The sequence below is a fragment of the Rhabdaerophilum sp. SD176 genome, assembly GCF_030143245.1.
In the GTDB taxonomy this organism is placed as follows: domain Bacteria; phylum Pseudomonadota; class Alphaproteobacteria; order Rhizobiales; family Beijerinckiaceae; genus Rhabdaerophilum.
On record NZ_JARJNS010000006.1, the window covers coordinates 336,037 to 353,382 of the forward strand.

18 protein-coding genes are annotated in these 17,346 nt (G+C 61.4%); 6 read left to right on the forward strand and 12 right to left on the reverse strand.

What is annotated here, in order from left to right; translation table 11 throughout:
- Nucleotides 1-8: 8 nt before the first annotated feature.
- From P0652_RS16025 to P0652_RS16040, 4 genes are all read right to left on the reverse strand, one after another.
- Nucleotides 9-1,568, reverse strand: coding sequence for an ABC transporter substrate-binding protein (locus tag P0652_RS16025; protein WP_284179868.1), 1,560 nt, complete (start codon nt 1,566-1,568; stop codon nt 9-11).
- Nucleotides 1,569-1,641: 73 nt separating this feature from the next.
- Nucleotides 1,642-2,508, reverse strand: coding sequence for an ABC transporter permease (locus P0652_RS16030; RefSeq protein ID WP_284179869.1), 867 nt, complete (start codon nt 2,506-2,508; stop codon nt 1,642-1,644).
- Nucleotides 2,505-3,530 (reverse strand): ABC transporter permease, encoded by a 1,026-nt coding sequence (locus P0652_RS16035; RefSeq protein WP_349774989.1) that lies wholly within the window; start codon nt 3,528-3,530, stop codon nt 2,505-2,507. The genes P0652_RS16030 and P0652_RS16035 overlap by 4 nt, the downstream gene beginning before the upstream one ends.
- Before the next feature lie 651 nt (nt 3,531-4,181).
- Nucleotides 4,182-5,135 (reverse strand): LysR family transcriptional regulator, encoded by a 954-nt coding sequence (locus P0652_RS16040; protein ID WP_284179870.1) that lies wholly within the window; start codon nt 5,133-5,135, stop codon nt 4,182-4,184.
- Between the two features lie 126 nt (nt 5,136-5,261).
- Here P0652_RS16040 and P0652_RS16045 point away from each other — a divergent pair, with 126 nt between their 5' ends.
- The 4 genes from P0652_RS16045 (at nt 5,262) to P0652_RS16060 (ending at nt 7,837) form a co-directional block, all read left to right on the forward strand.
- Nucleotides 5,262-5,807, forward strand: a complete 546-nt coding sequence (locus tag P0652_RS16045) for a carboxymuconolactone decarboxylase family protein (protein ID WP_284179871.1) — start codon at nt 5,262-5,264, stop codon at nt 5,805-5,807.
- Nucleotides 5,808-5,978: 171 nt separating this feature from the next.
- Nucleotides 5,979-6,467 (forward strand): nuclear transport factor 2 family protein, encoded by a 489-nt coding sequence (locus tag P0652_RS16050; protein WP_284179872.1) that lies wholly within the window; start codon nt 5,979-5,981, stop codon nt 6,465-6,467.
- Nucleotides 6,468-6,500: 33 nt separating this feature from the next.
- Complete coding sequence (locus tag P0652_RS16055; RefSeq protein ID WP_284179873.1) at nt 6,501-7,124, forward strand: pyridoxamine 5'-phosphate oxidase family protein; 624 nt, start codon at nt 6,501-6,503, stop codon at nt 7,122-7,124.
- A gap of 491 nt (nt 7,125-7,615) precedes the next feature.
- Entirely contained in the window at nt 7,616-7,837 is a 222-nt protein-coding gene (locus P0652_RS16060; RefSeq protein WP_284179874.1) for a hypothetical protein, read from the forward strand.
- A gap of 191 nt (nt 7,838-8,028) precedes the next feature.
- On the opposite strand, the gene P0652_RS16065 is transcribed toward P0652_RS16060, so the two are convergent.
- The 8 genes from P0652_RS16065 to P0652_RS16100 all read right to left on the reverse strand — a co-directional run bounded on the left by P0652_RS16065 (nt 8,029) and on the right by P0652_RS16100 (nt 15,093).
- Nucleotides 8,029-9,249 carry a mechanosensitive ion channel family protein gene (locus P0652_RS16065; protein WP_284179875.1) on the reverse strand — a complete coding sequence of 407 codons (1,221 nt, stop codon included), beginning with the start codon at nt 9,247-9,249 and terminating at the stop codon, nt 8,029-8,031.
- A gap of 360 nt (nt 9,250-9,609) precedes the next feature.
- The gene (locus P0652_RS16070; protein ID WP_284179876.1) at nt 9,610-10,020 is read right to left on the reverse strand and encodes a hypothetical protein; all 411 of its coding nucleotides are present in this window, start codon (nt 10,018-10,020) and stop codon (nt 9,610-9,612) included.
- Nucleotides 10,021-10,322: 302 nt separating this feature from the next.
- Nucleotides 10,323-11,018 carry an ATP-binding cassette domain-containing protein gene (locus P0652_RS16075; RefSeq protein ID WP_284179877.1) on the reverse strand — a complete coding sequence of 232 codons (696 nt, stop codon included), beginning with the start codon at nt 11,016-11,018 and terminating at the stop codon, nt 10,323-10,325.
- Between the two features lie 7 nt (nt 11,019-11,025).
- Nucleotides 11,026-12,204: an FtsX-like permease family protein gene (locus P0652_RS16080; protein WP_284179878.1), complete on the reverse strand. Its 1,179-nt coding sequence runs from the start codon at nt 12,202-12,204 to the stop codon at nt 11,026-11,028.
- The gene (locus tag P0652_RS16085) at nt 12,201-13,322 is read right to left on the reverse strand and encodes an HlyD family efflux transporter periplasmic adaptor subunit (protein ID WP_284179879.1); all 1,122 of its coding nucleotides are present in this window, start codon (nt 13,320-13,322) and stop codon (nt 12,201-12,203) included. The genes P0652_RS16080 and P0652_RS16085 overlap by 4 nt, the downstream gene beginning before the upstream one ends.
- 116 nt (nt 13,323-13,438) lie before the next feature.
- The gene (locus P0652_RS16090) at nt 13,439-13,753 is read right to left on the reverse strand and encodes an EF-hand domain-containing protein (protein ID WP_284179880.1); all 315 of its coding nucleotides are present in this window, start codon (nt 13,751-13,753) and stop codon (nt 13,439-13,441) included.
- Between the two features lie 196 nt (nt 13,754-13,949).
- The gene (locus P0652_RS16095; RefSeq protein WP_284179881.1) at nt 13,950-14,300 is read right to left on the reverse strand and encodes a hypothetical protein; all 351 of its coding nucleotides are present in this window, start codon (nt 14,298-14,300) and stop codon (nt 13,950-13,952) included.
- A 115-nt stretch (nt 14,301-14,415) separates the two neighbouring features.
- Nucleotides 14,416-15,093, reverse strand: a complete 678-nt coding sequence (locus tag P0652_RS16100) for an SH3 domain-containing protein (RefSeq protein ID WP_284179882.1) — start codon at nt 15,091-15,093, stop codon at nt 14,416-14,418.
- Between the two features lie 185 nt (nt 15,094-15,278).
- Between P0652_RS16100 and P0652_RS16105 the strand changes: the two genes are divergently transcribed.
- Both P0652_RS16105 and P0652_RS16110 read left to right on the forward strand, forming a co-directional pair.
- On the forward strand, nt 15,279-15,986 hold the full coding sequence (locus tag P0652_RS16105; protein WP_284179883.1) for a response regulator: 708 nt from the start codon (nt 15,279-15,281) through the stop codon (nt 15,984-15,986).
- 58 nt (nt 15,987-16,044) lie between these two features.
- Nucleotides 16,045-17,304, forward strand: coding sequence for an ATP-binding protein (locus P0652_RS16110; RefSeq protein ID WP_284179884.1), 1,260 nt, complete (start codon nt 16,045-16,047; stop codon nt 17,302-17,304).
- Nucleotides 17,305-17,346: the final 42 nt, after the last annotated feature.

The following is a 17,346-nucleotide window of genomic DNA, read 5'->3' on the forward strand; positions in this document are numbered from 1 at the left end:
GTCCCGTATCAGGCAAAGGACAGATTGTCCGGCCGCAGGTCCATGAAGAAGAAGCTGTAGGGCTTCCAGCTGATCTTCTTCTTCACGCCATAGCTCTCGAAGGGCTGGTAGAGAATCGTGGCGGGACACGCATCTTCCCAAGCGTCCAGCATGCTCGCGAACAAGGCTTTCCGCTTGGCGGGATCGGTCTCGGATTCGAGTGCCTTCCCAAGCGTGTTGAACGCGGCAGCGTCGCCCGGGTCAAAGGCCTTTGACCGCTGGAACTCCGAATTCGGGCCCCAGGAGATCCACAGCGCTCCGAGAGGATCGGGGAAGCGGGTCGAATTCGAGGTGTTGCCGACCTGCTGGCCTGCACTCTGCATCTGCGCGAAGCTTTCAACAACCTGAAGCTGCGCGTTGATGCCGACGGCCTTCCACATCTCCACGATGATCTGGGCGGCATCGAGAGCGGCCGTATAGTAGTTTGGCATCGTGCGATAGGTGATCGGTTCGCCTTTGTACCCGGCGTCCTTCAGAAGCGCTTTCGCCTTCGTCGGGTCAAAGGACAACGCGCGTCCCGGCAAGAACATGTCGCCAAATTCGGGGTAATTATGGGAAGCCGGGATAGCAGCCTTGCCGAGCCAGAGCGAGTCGACAAGCTTCTTGCGATCGATGGCAAGGCCGAGGGCTTGCCGGATGCGCCTGTCGTTGGTCTGCGGAGAACGGGCGTCGAAGGTCAGGAGGTGGCTGTTCGCCAGCACGACCGACCGGGCATCGACATCCTTGTACCCCTGCAACACGGTGAGCTGGTCTGGCGGGACGTTGGTGATCAGATCGAACTCGCCGGAGACCAGCCCGGCAATACGGGTCGAGAGTTCCGGCACCTCGCGGAATGTCACGCGGCGCGCATTCGGGCGGCCCATCCAATAGGCGTCATGCGCCTCGAATTCCATGAATTCATTGGCCCGTGCCCGCGAGAACCGGAAGGGGCCTGTTCCGATCGGGTTCTTCCCGAAGCCCTCGATCCCGACCTGCTCGTAATGGCGCTTGCTGACGATCCAGGAGCACCAGGAGGCCAGTCTTTGCTCGAGGAGCACATCGGGAATGCGGGTCTTGAAGCGCACGGTGTTCCGGTCAACGGCTTCAACCTCCGACAGCGTTCCGAAGAAGGCGCGGCCACCCGGGATCGCTGCCTTTTCCCCCCAGAGCCGGCCATTGCGGAACGTGTAGGCAACATCCTCGGCGGTCATTTTCGCGCCATCGTGAAACATCACGTCGTCACGGAAACTGACCAGCAGGGATTGGCTGCTCTCGCGCTTCCAGGACGTCGCCAGATGGGGCAGCAGGGCCGACCCGCCGCCATCCGGCGAGCCCTTGAAGTCACGACGGATGACCGTATCAAATACCGAATACGTGACCCGCGTCCCGACATTGTTCAACTCGAGTGCCGGCTCGAGCACCTTAGGCAGCTGCGCAACGGCCACCGTCAAGGTCGGTCGACGATCTGTCTGGGCAAAAGCATGGGGCGTCGTGACAACGAAGGGGGCGGCGACGAGGCCTTGTGAAAACCGGCGGCGGGTCACAGACATGAGGCAAATCTCCAGTTGGCGCTGCCCGGTTCGTACGGAGGAGTTGCAACATGCGAGTGACAACGGCGTGCCGTTAGGAAGGCTCTTCCAATGTCGGATCCAGCCTGTCCCGGAGCCAGTCGCCAACGAGGCTCATCGCCATGGTGGTGAGGAAGATCGTCATGCCGGGCAGGACGGCAATCCACCACGCCTGGAGCAGATAGTTCCGGCCCGATCCGAGCATCTGCCCCAACGATGTACCGGGTGGTTGGATACCGAGCCCGAGGAAGGAGAGCGAGGTCTCGAGAAGGATGACCCATGGAAAGGTAATGCTCATCTGGACAACAAGGGATGCTGCGATGTTCGGGAGGACATGCCGGATATCGACACGTGCCGCGCTCGCTCCGAGGGCCTTCACGGCAAGGATGTATCCCGATGCCTGCTGGGAAAGCACGAGCCCTCGAACGAGGCGGGTATACCGTTCCCAGCCTTCCAGGCTTACAAGGACGATGAAGATCAGAAGGTTCGATCCCATCAGCGCGATGCAGGCGATGGCAATGAAGAAGGCCGGCAAGGCTGCCTGCACATCCACCATCATCATGATGATCTCCTCGACGAGACCACGCCGGCGGGTCGCCAGATAACCCAGCAGCGAACCGAAGACAGCCCCGATGAGCGTGCCTGCCATCGCGACGGCGATGGATGTCCGGACGCCATAAATGAGCCGGCTCAGGATATCGCGGCCCAGATTGTCCGTTCCCAGCGGATAGGCCCAATCGCCCCCCCAGAAAACCGGAGGTCGCAGCCGCCTGAGAAGATTCTGCTGGGCAAAATCATAGGGGGCGATCAACGGCGCGATCAGCGCGATCACGGCCATGCTGGCCAGAAAGGCCAACGCGAGACGGATCGATAGGGGCATCGACCGCCGGGCAGGAGAAAATGTCTCCACCTGGACACTCATGAGCGGGAATGCTTCGTGCCGAAGGCGTCGATCCGAGGGTCAACCATCGCGTGAATAAGATCGACGGCCAGGTTCGACAGGACGATGATCGCGGCAACGAAAAGGATCGCTGCCTGGACCACGGGAAGATCGCGGGACGCCGCTGCAGAGACCAACAGGCGCCCGATACCCGGCCAGGCGAAAATCGTTTCCGTGACGACGGCGCCAGCCAGAACCAGACCGATTTCGATCCCGAGAAACATCAGGAGTGGAACAGCGGCATTCGGGAAAACATGACCCAGAAGGACGCCGAGGCGAGGTACACCTTTTCCGCGTGCCGTCCGGACATAGGGTTGGCTCAGCACCTCGAGCAGCGATGTTCGGGTAAACCTTGCGGTCTTGCCGAGAAGACCTGACGCCAGGGTTATTGTTGGCAGGAGGAGGTGAAGCCAGGTTTCCGTCCCGGACGATGGCAGCCATCTCAGCGTCAGTGCGAAAAGAAGGATGAGCAAAATGGCAAGAAAGAAAGTCGGCAGCGAAAAGCCAAGGACGGCCAACGACATGATTGTCCGATCAAGGGGCGTGTTGCGGTGCTGAGCCGCCAGAATGCCCAGCGGAATACCCACTGCCAGCGCCAGGATAATCGCGGAGCTTCCGAGAATGAGCGTATTCGGGATGGCCTCGAGGATGACCGTGATGGCCGGCCGACCATCGGCGAAGGACAGCCCCAAATCTCCTCGCAGCACACTGGCGAGATAGCGAAAATACTGTTCGGGAATTGTCCGGTCGAGTCCCCAACGCGTGCGATATTCCGCGCGGGTATCTGCCGACGCATCCTCGGGGAGCAGGATATCCGTCGGGTCCCCAGAAAGGCGGAGAACAACAAAGGCGGCGCTCACGCAAAGAAGAAGCGTGAGAACGGCTCTCACGAAACGGGTTGCGAGATAGCGGGTCATCTGACCAATCCAGTGTCGGGAGCGGGATCGAATGCGCTGCGAACCGCACGAGCCGTGGTGGTTATTGGCTCGCCATGACAAGGTCATGACGTGAGAGGGTCTCGCTGCAGCCACTCAAGCGCTGGATCAGCCGAACCGCGCCCGATGGCATGCGCCATGATCGAAAGGAGGCCTGCATGAGCAGCAGCATCCACAGATGAGCCCGCCTGCGGGTGCTGTCAGACTAACCAAAAAAGTCTCGGAAAGCACCCTGTCCCGGCATGGATCAGGCCGCACAAAGCTGGCGCCACGCGGTGAGAGCAGCGGCGCGGCGTTCCTTGAATGCTGGCCTCGATGAGAGGTGTCGTTCCTGGTTGAAGTGATTGTAAATGGAGCCTTGGACCGCGGCGAATTTCTGCAGAATTTGCTTAGCGGACCTTCGGTTGGCATCCGCCGGAAGCAGAGCATCGCCCGCTCTCGTCGTCGGAATTGAACCGACTCCGGCGGATCTCCGCCGCAAAAATCGAGACCAAGAAGGTCGGGCATTTCCAACCATGTCGGGAGTTCTCCCAGGAAGCGGCCCGAAACGGTTCGAAAAGGCGAGCCAGCCATCTCCGGGCCGGTCTTGAAGTGCCAGAAAACGCGATCGCTCCTCATCCGCTCCGGCTGCCCATACTGCCGGTCAGCGGGCGCGGGTTTTCACCTTAACGCAATCCATGCAGGCTCGCCGCAGCGGTGGGCAGGACCGTACCAGGCTTGTCAGGCGGATGGAGGCATGGATGACAAGGTGACGGGCGGCCCGGCGATCGGGATCGTCAGTTTGTCGAGGGCGCCCCGCAGGCGCGGCGTTGCGAAATCCACAAAGGCCCTGACTTTGGGCGAGATCAGTCTGTTCTGCGGGTAAACGAGGTTAACGGGAACGGCTGGCGGCGTGAAGTCATCGAGAACCGGCACCAGACGCCCGTCGAGGATCTTGTCTGCGACCATGTAGGACAAAGCGATGGTGATGCCGTCGCCCATCTCCGCCGCTCCAATCGCCGCCACCGAATCGTTGATTTCGAGGCGCGGGGTGAAGGCGACGCTCTGACCGCTTCTGCCATCCATGAAGCGCCATTCGCGGTTCGGCATCAGCCCTGTGAAGGCAATCATCGAATGCAGGCGAAGGTCGGCCGGCGAAAGCGGCGTTCCCCGGCGTGACAGGTAATCAGGACTCGCCACCAGGATCCGGCGGACCATGCCCACCTTCTTCGCGACAAGGTTTGAATCCGGCAAGGGGCCAATCCGCACGGCCAGGTCGATACCCTCCTCGATGAGGTTGGTCAGGCGATCGAGCAAAATGACCGAGACGGACACACGAGGGTTCTGGTTGAGGAAGGCACAGACGATCGGCGTCAAGGCGGAACGACCGAATGTGACTGACGCCGTAACGGTCAAATGACCGTGCGGGACAGCCGTTTCGCCAACGGCTTCCTTTTCGGCCGTGTCCAGATCGGTCAGGATCCGGCGCGCATTCTCAAGGAAGCGCTGGCCTACTTCCGTGATTGTGAGGCTGCGCGTCGTGCGTTGGAAGACACGGGCCCCAAGCCGGTCTTCCAATGCGGAGATGGCTCGCGTCACAGCCGGTGGCGAAAGGCGCAGGCGCGTGCCGGCCTTGGCGAAGCTACCCGCATCCGCCACCGCAACGAAAACCTCGAGCTCGTGCAGACGATCCATTTCTATTCCCCTCAGAGGAATAATGAATTTCATATATCGCGTATTCTTTCAATCTGGATAAGGAGCCATTTTCTTCCGGAGCGCGACCGGGACGGTCCGTCGCATCAATTGAAAGAGGATAGAAACATGGCTCGTGTTGCCGTCATTGATCCCCAAACCGCCACCGGCGAAGCGAAACAGCTTCTGGACGCCGTCCAGTCCGGTCTTGGCATGGTTCCCAACTTCATCCGCGTGTTGGCGAATTCGCCCGCCGCCTTAAGCGCCTTCCTCGGCATTCACGGGATTGCCGGCGCCGGCCAGCTTGACCCGAAGACGCGCGAACGGATCGCTCTGGCGGTCGCCGAGCAGAATGCCTGCCAGTACTGCGTGTCGGCGCATACGGCGATCGGGCGGAAAGCCGGGCTCGACAACCAGGAAATGCTCGCGAACCGGATGGGCCGTTCGGCCGATGCCAAGGCGGAAGCCGCGCTCGTCTTCGCGCGGGCACTGGTCGAGCATACCGGTCAGGTGAGCAAGGCCGAATTCGATGCCGTGCGGGCTGCGGGCCATTCCGATGCCGAGGTCATCGAGATCATCACCCATGTGGCGATGAACATCTTCACGAACCTGCTCGGCAAGGCGACGCAGGTCGAGATCGACTTCCCGAAGATCGATCTGAACAAGGCCGCCTGAACCCAAAAGGCGCTTCAGAGCACCGTGAAGCGAACGATCAGGCCGCGGGCGACATCTACTCGGTCGCGCTGGTGCATTATCTGTGGCGGAGTGGGTCCGAGCCCTCTGACACCGTGTTCAGGCGCAGGATTGTCCTGCGCTCGACACATCCCGCAAGCAAAGGAGATTGCCATGACGCCGCCAAATGCCGCTTCAGGCGCACGGCCGCCCCTGCCACCCTTCACCCGCGAGACGGCCATCCAGAAGGTGCGGATGGCCGAGGATGCCTGGAATGCGCGCGACCCGGAACGCGTCTCCCTCGCCTATACCGAGGACAGCCGCTGGCGAAACCGGGCGGAGTTTCCGGTCGGCCGCGCCGAGATCGTGCAATTTCTGGTTCGGAAATGGTCGCGCGAGCTCGACTACCGCCTCGTCAAGGAACTCTGGGCCTTCGCCGAGAACCGGATCGCGGTGCGCTTTGCTTACGAATGGCGCGACGATGCGGGGAACTGGTTCCGTAGCCACGGCAACGAGAACTGGGAGTTCGACGAGCGGGGGCTTATGCGCCTGCGCTTCGCGAGCATCAACGATCAACCGATCCGCGAGAGCGACCGGAAGTTCCGGTGGCCGCAAGGCCCGCGCCCGCAGGATCACCCGGGGTTGTCTGACCTGGGACTTTAACAGCAAGGGCCGGATGGCCCTGAGGAGACCGTCATGTCGCACAAATTCGCGGACATTGCCTTCACCCCGACGGTGAAGAAGATACAGGAGGATCTGGGGAGCCGGATGGCCTATGCCCGGATGGAGGGTGTTCCGGAAGCGATGAACCATGCGCTGACCAGCGCCGAGGCCGGCTTCATCGCGGCACGGGATTCGCTGTACATGGCGACCGTCAGCGAGACGGGTTGGCCCTACATCCAGCATCGGGGAGGCCCTGCGGGCTTCGTGCGGGTGCTTGACGAACACACGATCGGTTTCGCGGATTTCCGCGGTAACCGGCAATATGTCAGCGTCGGCAACCTGATGACGGACGCCCGCGTGTCGCTGTTCTTCATGGATTATCCGAACAAGACGCGCCTCAAGCTCTTTGGTCGTGCCCGGATCGTCGGGCTCGACGACCAGGCGACGCTCAGCCGGCTCGAACTGCCTGATTATCGGGCCCGGGTCGAACGCGGGTTTCTCATCACCGTCGAGGGGTTCGATTGGAACTGCCCGCAGCACATCACCGAGCGGTTCACGCTCGATGAGATCCGCGCGATGACCGCGCCGCTCACCACCCGGATCGCCGAACTCGAGGCGGAACTCGCCCGTCGTCCGGCCTTGCTTCCCACAGAATGAGGTGCGCCATGCCGGAGAGAACCGAACGTCGGAGCCGTCACCGGGAATGCCTCGAACTCGAGGCGCAATACGGCCAGTTCATTTCATGCGAAGGGTATGCGCATCCGGATGATCTCGAGCGCAATCGGTGGTCGCCCGGAAGGGGCACCGTCGCCTCCCCGATGATGACAGCTCTGCTCGACGGATTCCGCGCATTGCGCGAGGCGCTCCGCGGGCGCTGTCAGACTCAACAATAAAGTCTTGGAATGTCCCCTGCCCCGGTCTGGATCAGGCCACGCAAAGCTGACGCCATTCACTGAGAGCGGCGGCGGGACGTTCCTTGAATGTTGACCTGGATGAGAGGTGTCGCTCCTGATTGCGGTGCTTGCGGATCGAGCCTTGCACCCAAGCAAATGTCAGGTCACGGAAGACGCGCATCGCATTTCCGGTCCGGCCAGCCGCCTTCCCCATCAGCGGCAAGCCGGTTTTCCTCCGACAGTGCCCAGCAGAGTATGCGGCGCGCACCTTATGTCGCCCGCATCACGCGCAATGCGATGCTTGAAGGACTGCCAGCCGATCATGTAGAGACCTATGAAAAGCGTATCGCAGCCATCACGCCCGAACGCGTGAACAGGGCGATCCGCGAAAATCTCGACAATCGCCCGCTGGCGACAATCATCGTGGCACCCGATGCCGCCAGCTTCACGGTGGACTGTGTGGTCAAATCGGCGTAGGAGGCGGAGGCCTGTCGTTGAGCCTGGCCTTACACCGGGAGGGAGAGCGCGGCCCGCAACAACCGCTTCGCTCCCGCTTTTCAGTCGTTCAGCGTTGCATCATCGATCTCCGAAACCGGACCTTCATCGGTATCCAGGAAAATAGGCGCTCTTCCGTTCATGCAGCCGGCAGCAGGCCAGATTTGTTATCGTCATGGCGGTGAGGCCGGAACACTTGAGGCCATAGAAGCATCAAGAACTTCGGCGGTGATGCTCACGTTTTCCGCTGTGAAACCGGCATCCATCAATTCACCTTCGACCAAGCGCTTGGCAAGCGCGTCGGCCTGCTGGGCCCGACCGGCATCAATCTGGAAGACCGCTGAAATCTGCTGATCACGGCCCTCAGGCTGCAACGGGCTACTTGTGATCTGGATATCGCCAACAAGTCCGGCCTGCAGCGGCTTTTCGCTTTGCAGAGCATGGCCGATGGCGAGCGCGAGGGTTGTGATCTGATCCGGTTCCACAGATCTGTGAAAATCGACCGTTATCCGGCATAACATCAAACGTCGGCTGTGGTTGGTAATAGCGCCTAGATCACCAAATGGGATCGTGTGGACCCGCCCGGTCTCGTCACGCAGGCGAACAGAGCGCGTCCCTATGGCCTCGAGGCGACCTTGCCTTCCGCTTGACTCGATCGTCTCTCCGAGCCGGAAGACATCCTCGAACATGTAAAACAGGCCGGACACAATATCCTTGGCCAACGTTTGTGAACCGAGACTGATCGCAAGGCCCACGATGCCGGCTCCTGCCATCAATGGCGTGATGTCGATGCCGATGATCGAAAGCGCCATAAGTGCAACCACCAGCATGATGATTGTTATCGCGCCGAAGCGGACAATCGGTAGCACAGTGGCAAAGCGCGCGCGCAGTGCCGTGTTCTCCTGGCCGGCGGGGCCATTTCCACCCGGAAGCAAGCGCGCCTCGACCCAGACGTGAATGAGCGCCGACACCCAGAGGCCCAGAATGAACAGAACCGACGCGAGCGAAAAACGGCGGGCAAAATCCGACCAACCCGGCGGACCGAAAAGGCCCGGAAAGCCACTGAACCAAAACTCGATCAGAATGCGCAGGATCAGCGCGACAGCAACTGCATCGACCAGCGCACGAACGACAAAGAGCCGCCGCATAACCGCTGGCCGGCGCGAGGCACGAATACTCAAAGCAAGAACGCGATCGATGACCAAGGCCAGGACCATGATGGAGAGCGAGCCAATCGCACCGCGGAACAAATTGGTCTCGCCAACAAAAGCACCCCAGATCCACAAGCCCGTGAGCACGGCGATGATGCTGCATGCCAGCATCATCGGTACGGATCCCAGACCATGCGCGCGCAATCGATGGAAGGTGTGAAAACCCGCAATCATCATCATCATGACGACAAGAACGCTCAGTGCGCGGGCCTTCTCTACCGACAACCCATCCCTCAGCGGTACCGGCAAAGCCGAAGCGTTGTATCGAAGTGGGCTGAACGAGGCTGAGCGCGCGGAAGGCCATCCCCAGATGCAGCGTCGTGCCATCGACATCATGACGCCAGCGTGTAACAAGATCCGGCAGCGAATTTCTGGAGTATCCGGCATCGCTCAACCAGCGTGCATACTGGGCCTCGGCGCTAACCGTCAGTGTGCCTGACTCGCTGAGGCGGAAGGCCAACGAGGCCAAGACCGTGCTTGCAGAAGGCGCAGTTGCCTTGAAGCCAAATTCGTCTCCGGCCCAATCGTCAAAATTCGATCCCTTCACCCGAAGGTCAAAGGGCCGGCACTCGCCCAGATTGAACTGACGGACGCAGTGGTTTCGCCATCGATCCGGTTCAATTCCAGCTCGAAGGTGGTCCGCACCCGGCCGATTTCTGTGTCTTCGAGGCTTTGAAGACCGATCGTTGCACGGATTTCACTCTGCAAGGATTGGCGTCCATCGGGGTTGAAACGCCCCGAACTCGCCGTCCCGTCGTTCAGTGTGACGGATGACGCAATGCCGCCGGAAACGCGATAGCACGGCCCGCGCTGAAATTTGGTCGCATGGATCGCGATAAAGTTTCGCACAGGCGGATCGGCATCGTCGTCATCATCGGCATCGTCCTCATCATCCTTCGAGGCCTTGGACGACGTCGATTTCAACGGCGTGGCGGGAGCTGCGCGATCCGGCATGGGCAATCCGACGCGCGAAGGAATTGGGAAGAAAGCGTCTGAATCAGGAGCAAAACGGCAGACAGCCAAGTTCGGCATACCCGCAGGGCGCGTCCTGGCCCCGGGATATGTCTGGGCCGACGCAAAGCCCGAAAATTCTCCCCCGAGAATGATAATGAGCAGAGCAACCATCGGGACAAAGCTGGTCGTGAATATCCTCACACCTGTCACAAGAGGTTCCTTTCACACACGGGCGGCTTGCCGGCGACGCCTGGCGCAGGGCATCATCAGTTCACCGAGGAAAATACTAACCTCCGAAGCGTTCACACAGGCGCGTGACGAGAGTTCACGATCCGGCCGTCCTCCAAGGTCACGACGCGATCCGCCAGATCCAGGATGCGCGGGTCGTGCGTGACCATCACGGTGGTGGTGCCCCGGGCGCGTCCGAGATCCTTGAACAGCTGGACGGCCGCAAGGCCACTGACTGCGTCGAGCGCCGCCGTGGGCTCGTCAGCAAAAATGATGTCCGGGTTCGAGACCAGCGCCCTCGCAATGGCGACGCGCTGCTTCTGCCCCCCTGAGAGGTTCGCCGGAAGATAGTCCAGTCGCTCCCCAAGCCCGAGGCGCTGGAGCACATGATCGACAGCAAGGGCCTGCCTCGTCGGATCGCCACGGCCATGGACCTGCAAGCCCATCATCACATTCTGCCGTGCCGTCAGGCTGTCGTGCAGGTTGTGAGCCTGGAAGATGAAGCCGAGGCGCCGACGCATGTCGATCCGAAGGGATTCATCCGATGACGACAATTCCCGGTCCAGCAAGCGGATGCTGCCGGCCTGCACCGCGCGGAGACACCCCATGAGGGTCAGGAGCGTGGTCTTTCCCGAACCGGATGGCCCCATCAGGATGGTCAGCGACCCCCGCGCGACCTCGAGATTGACTTCGAACAAGGCCTGCTTGCGGGCTTCACCCTCGCCGAAGAAATGATCGAGACCTGAAACAGAGATCGCTGCGTCTGTCATCAAGCGCTCAGAACAGTTCGGCCGGCTCGGCCGCGGCGAGCTTTCGCATGGCCAGAAGGCCGGATACGGAGCAAGCGATGATCGTCCCGAAGAAGACGGCGACAGCCCGCTCCGGCGTCATGAAGATCGGGATGTTCGTCAACGACGCCAGGGTCGTATAGAAAAGATGTGAAAAGGCCAGCCCGGGCCAGAAGCCGATTGCCGCAAGAATGATCGCTTCCTCCAGGATAATGCTGACGAAAAACCGTTGGCGGAACCCCATGGCCTTGAAGGTTGCATATTCGCGGACATGGTCAGCGACATCAGCCGACAGGACCTGATAAGCGATCACGATGCCCACAATGACTCCAATCAGCACGCCAAAGGCGAAGACGAGACCGGTTGGGCGTTTGGTCATCTGGTGGCGGATTTCCTGTCCTGTCGCCTGAGTGACAGTACGGATCCGGACCGTATCCGGCGGGAAGGCACGCGCGAGTTCAGCCGCGACCCGCGTTGGATCAGCGCCCGGAGCGAGCGCCAGAAGGATATGGCTGGGCGTGGCAGAACTGCGTTTGGGAAACAGACGGAAGAAAGTCTGGTCCGAGACCAGAAAAACGCCGTCGCCACCGAACCCGCCGCCGATCGAAACCGTTCCGACGGCACCAAGCTGGCGATTCTGGAACTCGAAGGGCACTGGCGCCTCGGGATGCGCCTTCGCATAGCTTTGCATGTCGACAAAACGGGTCAACGTGTCGACGAGTGCCGTATCCGGCAGGGACAGGCTGACAAGGGGCGCGGCGAGCGCGTCCTGGAAGAACGGCGTGGCATCCGGCGCCAGGCCGAAGAACTGGATGGACGAGGACGCATTCCGGCCCGAGATCCAGGTCGCACGGGCCATATAGATGGATGTGCCGCCCTTGATGTCCGGGTGTACCATCGCCTGGTACAGCCTTTGCCTCGGAAGCGTTGCCGCATCGGACAACACCTCCGATTCGGCGGGCGACACGAGCAGAAGATCGGGCTTAAAAAGTCGGTAGGGAATGGCGACAGATTCAGCCATCGCGCCGGCAAGGCCCAGCTGAACGAAGACAAGGACGTTCGCGAAGGCAACACCGGCCAATGCGGCCAGCAGCCTGCCCCGGTTATGCGTGAGCTGCAGATACCCGACAGGCAATCGGCCGAAGAGGCGCGTAAGGAAGGCTGTCATGGGCCGGTTGCTCCAGCCGCCATGTCGGCCGCAATGGCGATCCGTGCGACAACCTCGAGGTTGATATAGCGCGCAGCACGTTTGCTCGACGCTTCCTCCAGGGCAACCGTAACAAGAAGAACACGTGCATCTGTGTTGGCCGCGGGATCGTCCGCCGTGACATTCTGCCGTCCGACAAGCGTACCGATGCGCGAAACTGTTCCCGTCAGCGGCAACGTGCCCAGTACAGGGGAGACGAGCGAAACACGCTGCCCGACCCTGACCTGCGGAACCATGGTCTGGAAGACTTCCAGTTCCGCTTCCATCCGGGCCGTATCGCCCATCTGCAAGAGTCCGCCGGAAGGAGAGCGCTCGCCCGCGCGCGCAGCCACCTTGATGATCGTGCCGTCCTGAGGCGCAAGGACCTTGGCGCGGTCGAGATCACTCTTGGCCTGCGCAACCGCTGCTTCGGCTGCCGAGAGATTGGCGAGTGCGACCGCGATATCCACCGGCTGGCCGTCCGGCCCGGGCTGATAGCGCGTCAGCGAGGCTTGCAGCCGCTCGAGATCGGCCCGGGCTGTATTGGATGACCGCTCGGCATTCTCAAGAATGGCCTGGGTCGTTGCTCCGCGGTCCAGCAGGCTGGTCATCCGCTCCAGTTCGCGCTCGGCCTTTGCAAGCGTCGCTTCCGCGCCGCGGATCTGCGCGCGAAGCTCGGCTTCCGTCGCCACGACCTGAACCCTTGCCTGCGCAAGTGTCGCGCGTCTGATTTCGAGGGTACTTTCGGCACTTGTCAGGGCAGACTGATAGAGCGCGAGACTGTCCAGGACAGCAAACACGTCGCCCTTGGCCACCATGTCGCCCTCTGCGACGAGGATCCGGTCGATGCGAGCATCGCCAGCGCCCTGCGGCAGAGCGACAGAGACGATTCCGCCCGCAGGTTGCAGTCTCCCGAGAGCGACCACATCGCCGGCCGTCATCGGGCCAACCTGTTCCCTGGAAGGCGCCCGTACCGCACGGGATCCGTTTCCCGGCTTGGGCCCGGTCCAGTCCAGGGCGACGCGCATGACGGGCCCCTGGACATTGAGGCCGATGACGCCACCGAGAAGGAGGGCACAAACGAGCGCGAGGATGCGCATTGGCCAAAGCAGCCGCCTGCGGGGCGCTTGCTCCGAGGAAGACCGGTCCTTGCCGTTGTCAAGCAACGGCAAGGCCTCGGACGTGTCTGCTTCCCCGAGGGTTCGATTGCGTGTCATCATTTCGCAAGGGCTTGCAACTCTTGTGGGGTCAACAAGCCGTTCCGATCTGCATCGACCCGGTTGAAGGCCATGTCATAGCGGCCAAACCTGACGATCTGCGCCGCTTGACCAAGATTGGCCTGAGCGTTCAACTGGATCAGCTTTTCGAATTCGCCGCGGGTCAGCATCCCGTCGCCATTGGCATCGGCCTTTTTAAAGTTTTCTGCCACTTTCTGTCTGTTTGCATCAGATGCTTGCTGAGCATTGACGCCAAAAGTCGACAAGACAGCGATTGTAGCTAGCGTCAATACTATGATGAGGCTCTTTTTCATGTCACTATCATCCCGTGATATTGGGTTCCCTGTGAAAGAAGCAGTAAGATCTGCTCCTCGTTTTTGTGCATTCAAGCGAGGACGCATGGAGGAGTTGGAAATGCGTTCTTGCTTGAGGACCATCTCAGTCTGCGCTTGTCCGAAAGGTTGCCTGACCGATGCCGTGCGGGTGGTGCAGCGGCATCGGCACGCCAGGTCAGAAGCGGCCGACGCGGTTGACCGGGCCGCCACGGTTGCCCGGGACCCCCGGTGCAACGCCAACCCCACGCGCTCCCCGGTCAACACAGCCAACGGGGTATCCCGGTCGCGTGCAATAGATCACCCGGGCGCGCGTCGCCGGTCGTGCGACACAGCCGACAGGAACGCCAGGGCTTGTGCAGTAGATCACCCTGGCACGGGCCGCCGGGCGCACAACGCAGCCGACGGGAACACCCGGGCCGGTGCAGTAGACGACAGCCTGCGCCTGTGCAGATGGGGCGGATGACAACGTTGCCCCGATGATGGTGATGGCGCCAAGGAGCGCCGATGAGAAAATCGTCCGAACCATGTTTTTCTCTCCTTTTTTCTGTCTCTGATAGGTTTTCAAAGCATCAGATCACGATTTTTTCTGACAAAATAGGAATAGGACCGCACATCCCTGTTTCCTTTTATTCTTCATGACTTCATCGGTTAAAGACCCGCGTCCGGGTTGCTGTGCCGCCAAAGGGGCCAGAGCGCGTCAGGGAGCAGGAGCGGTCGCCGGCGCTGCAGGAGCGGACGCGGGAAGCGGAGTAGCCGTAGCGCCCTGTTGTCTCACGCGTTGCGGTGCATTCACCGCCTGCGCAATTGCGGGTCTGGATGGTCGAGCCGCCGTAGATTCCTGTTGCCGCGCGTGTACCGCTGCAAACGCCATCGACGCAGGCCGCATCGACGCTTCGTGAATTCAGCCTTGGGGCCCCGGGAAGATAAGGCCGATAATAGGCTGCCCACGACCCGTACCACGGCTGTGCCGGGTAGTAGGTGTCCCAATAGACGCGATTGAAGTCCACCACGGTGAGCCCGACGACAGGAGCAAGCGCGGGTGTCAACACGACGGGCCTGCCCGCGTAGACCACCTGAAGATAGCTGGCCGACACCCAGCCCCGGTAATTCCCGAAGGCGACATCGCACCAGGTATAGTCGGCAGCGCAACCATGCGTGAAGATCCGGGCGCCTTGAGGCACAACCGTCACGACGGGGTACGTGGTCGATGGTCCGGCACGCAGGTTCACCTTCGCCGTTGCAACCGATACAGTCGCGGCGGAAGCTGCCGATCCCCCGGAGGCCAGGATGGCCAAAGCGACAAGAATTCTCTTCAGCATGGGTCACTCCCCGTCGGACGAACCAGTTCGTTCGCCGTGTGAGCCTGGGTTTGAAGGGGCGGAATTTCACGAGTATTACGAAAATGGAGTAAGTTGTGATGAGATGTTACAGGCCTATTGAATTGTAACATCCTGAAACAACTCGGCATTGCGCGCGAATTCGCAACCGTGACAGGGTCGCCGTCATGAGTGGCAAACCAGACAGAGTGATCGTCGTAGACGACGACGCCGAGCTCCGCGCATTGCTGCGTCGGTTCTTGACCGAACATGGCTTCGAGACCCGCGCCGTGGATGGTGGCGCCGCGCTCGACAGGGAGATTTCGCGCAATCCCGCCGATGCCATCGTGTTGGATCTCATGATGTCGGGCGAAGATGGTCTCGCCATTTGCCGCCGCTTGAGGTCCTCGGGCGACATGACGCCGATCATCATGCTGACGGCGCGAGGCAATCCGATCGACCGCATCATCGGGCTGGAAAACGGTGCGGATGACTACCTGGCAAAACCTTTCGAACCACGTGAACTGGTTGCACGTCTCGCAGCCGTGCTGCGTCGTACGCGCGGCAGAAACGATGGCTCCGTCGACGATATCGTGGCTGCCGGTTCGCTGGAGATCAATCTTTCGACCAGAACGGTGACCCGCGACGGCGCGTTGCTCAAGCTTTCAAGCCGTGAATTTGACCTGCTCGCCGCCTTCGCGCGCAGCCGAGGGCGCCCGCTCAGCCGGGCCCAGCTGATCGAGCGTGCGCTCGGGCGCGATGCCGATGTCACGGACCGCGCGGTCGATGTCCAGGTGACACGGCTCCGGCGCGCGATCGGGGACAAGGCTGATGATCCCGAGTTGATCAAAACCGTCTGGGGCGTTGGCTACGTTTTGGTGGCCGACCGTGCTTGATTCACTCTTCAAGCAGAGCATCGCGGTTCTCGCCGCCGCCACACTCGGCGCCTTGTTGATGTCCCTCCTGTTGATTGCGGCCTTTGTCATTCGACCCCAAATCGAACGGTCGGCGGCGGACACGGCACGGATGACACGAAGCCTGGAGTACTCCTTCAGGCAGATGGATCCTTCGCAGCAAAAGCACTTTGCGGAGGCGCTGCGCGCGAGCGCATCGCCGGATGTGCAGGCCGACGATACGGAGTCCGACGAATCCGATTTCCAGCGGGCCTGGTTTTCTCACTATTTTCTCCGAGTGCTCTCGGACAAACACGGCATTTCGGGGTCTGATGTCACGGTTGACCCCGAGGGGCGTGTCTGGGTCCGGATCGTCGCTGCGGACCAGCCCTATTGGCTGTCGCTCAGGACCTTGCCGGCGACCGACCCGGTTATCGGCCTGGTCCTCGCATCCGCGATAGCCTTGCTCGCCGCCCTTGCGGGCGGCATCGCGCTGCAACGACGGATAGCCCGGCCGTTGAAGCGGCTCGAGGAAGCGGTTGGCCAGCTGTCCAGCCCGTCCGATGTCTATGACAATGATGTCCAGCGGCCACGGGAGATCGCTGCCGTTTCTCGGGCGCTCAAGGACATGTCGGAGCGGTTGCGCGCGGCCGAGGCCGACCGGGCGCTGATGCTCGCCGGTGTCAGCCACGATCTGCGAACCCCCCTGACCAAGCTGCGCCTGTCTCTCGCGATGCTGAAAGATGCCGATGCCGATCTTGTTGCGGGGGCGGAACGCAATGTGATCCGGATCGAGAGCATGCTCGGCCAGTTTCTGGATTTCGCCCGCGGGTTCGAGGCCGAAGAGACGAGAGCAGTTCCGCTGCATCCGCTTTTGCAACAGGTGATCGAGGCCTGCGATCGGTCCGAGGCCATTCTCCTCGAAGCACCGGCGGATTCTCTTGTCCGCGTGAAAGAGGCCGCCCTCCTTCGTGCGGTCGAGAACCTGCTTTCCAATGCTCTCCGGTATGGCCAGCCCCCGATCAAGGTCAGCGCCGGCATCAAGGAGGGCACTCTCACGATAGAAGTGCAGGATTCCGGAGCCGGCATCTCGCCCGACGCCGCAAGGGAACTCCTGCGCCCGTTTGCACGGGGGGATTCCGCACGCGCCGGCGAGGGTACCGGGCTGGGGCTGGCGATCGTCGATCAGGTGGCCAAGGCCCATGGCGGCTTTGTCGAGTTCGAACAAGCCTCTGGGACCTTCAAAGCCCGACTTCGCATCCCGCAAGCGCGTACCGTCAGTCAAACCAGGACAGGCTCTGAAGTGCATGCGGAATGCTGACAATCCACCCGGACCATTCGGCAGGGTCCGAACAGCCCGGAA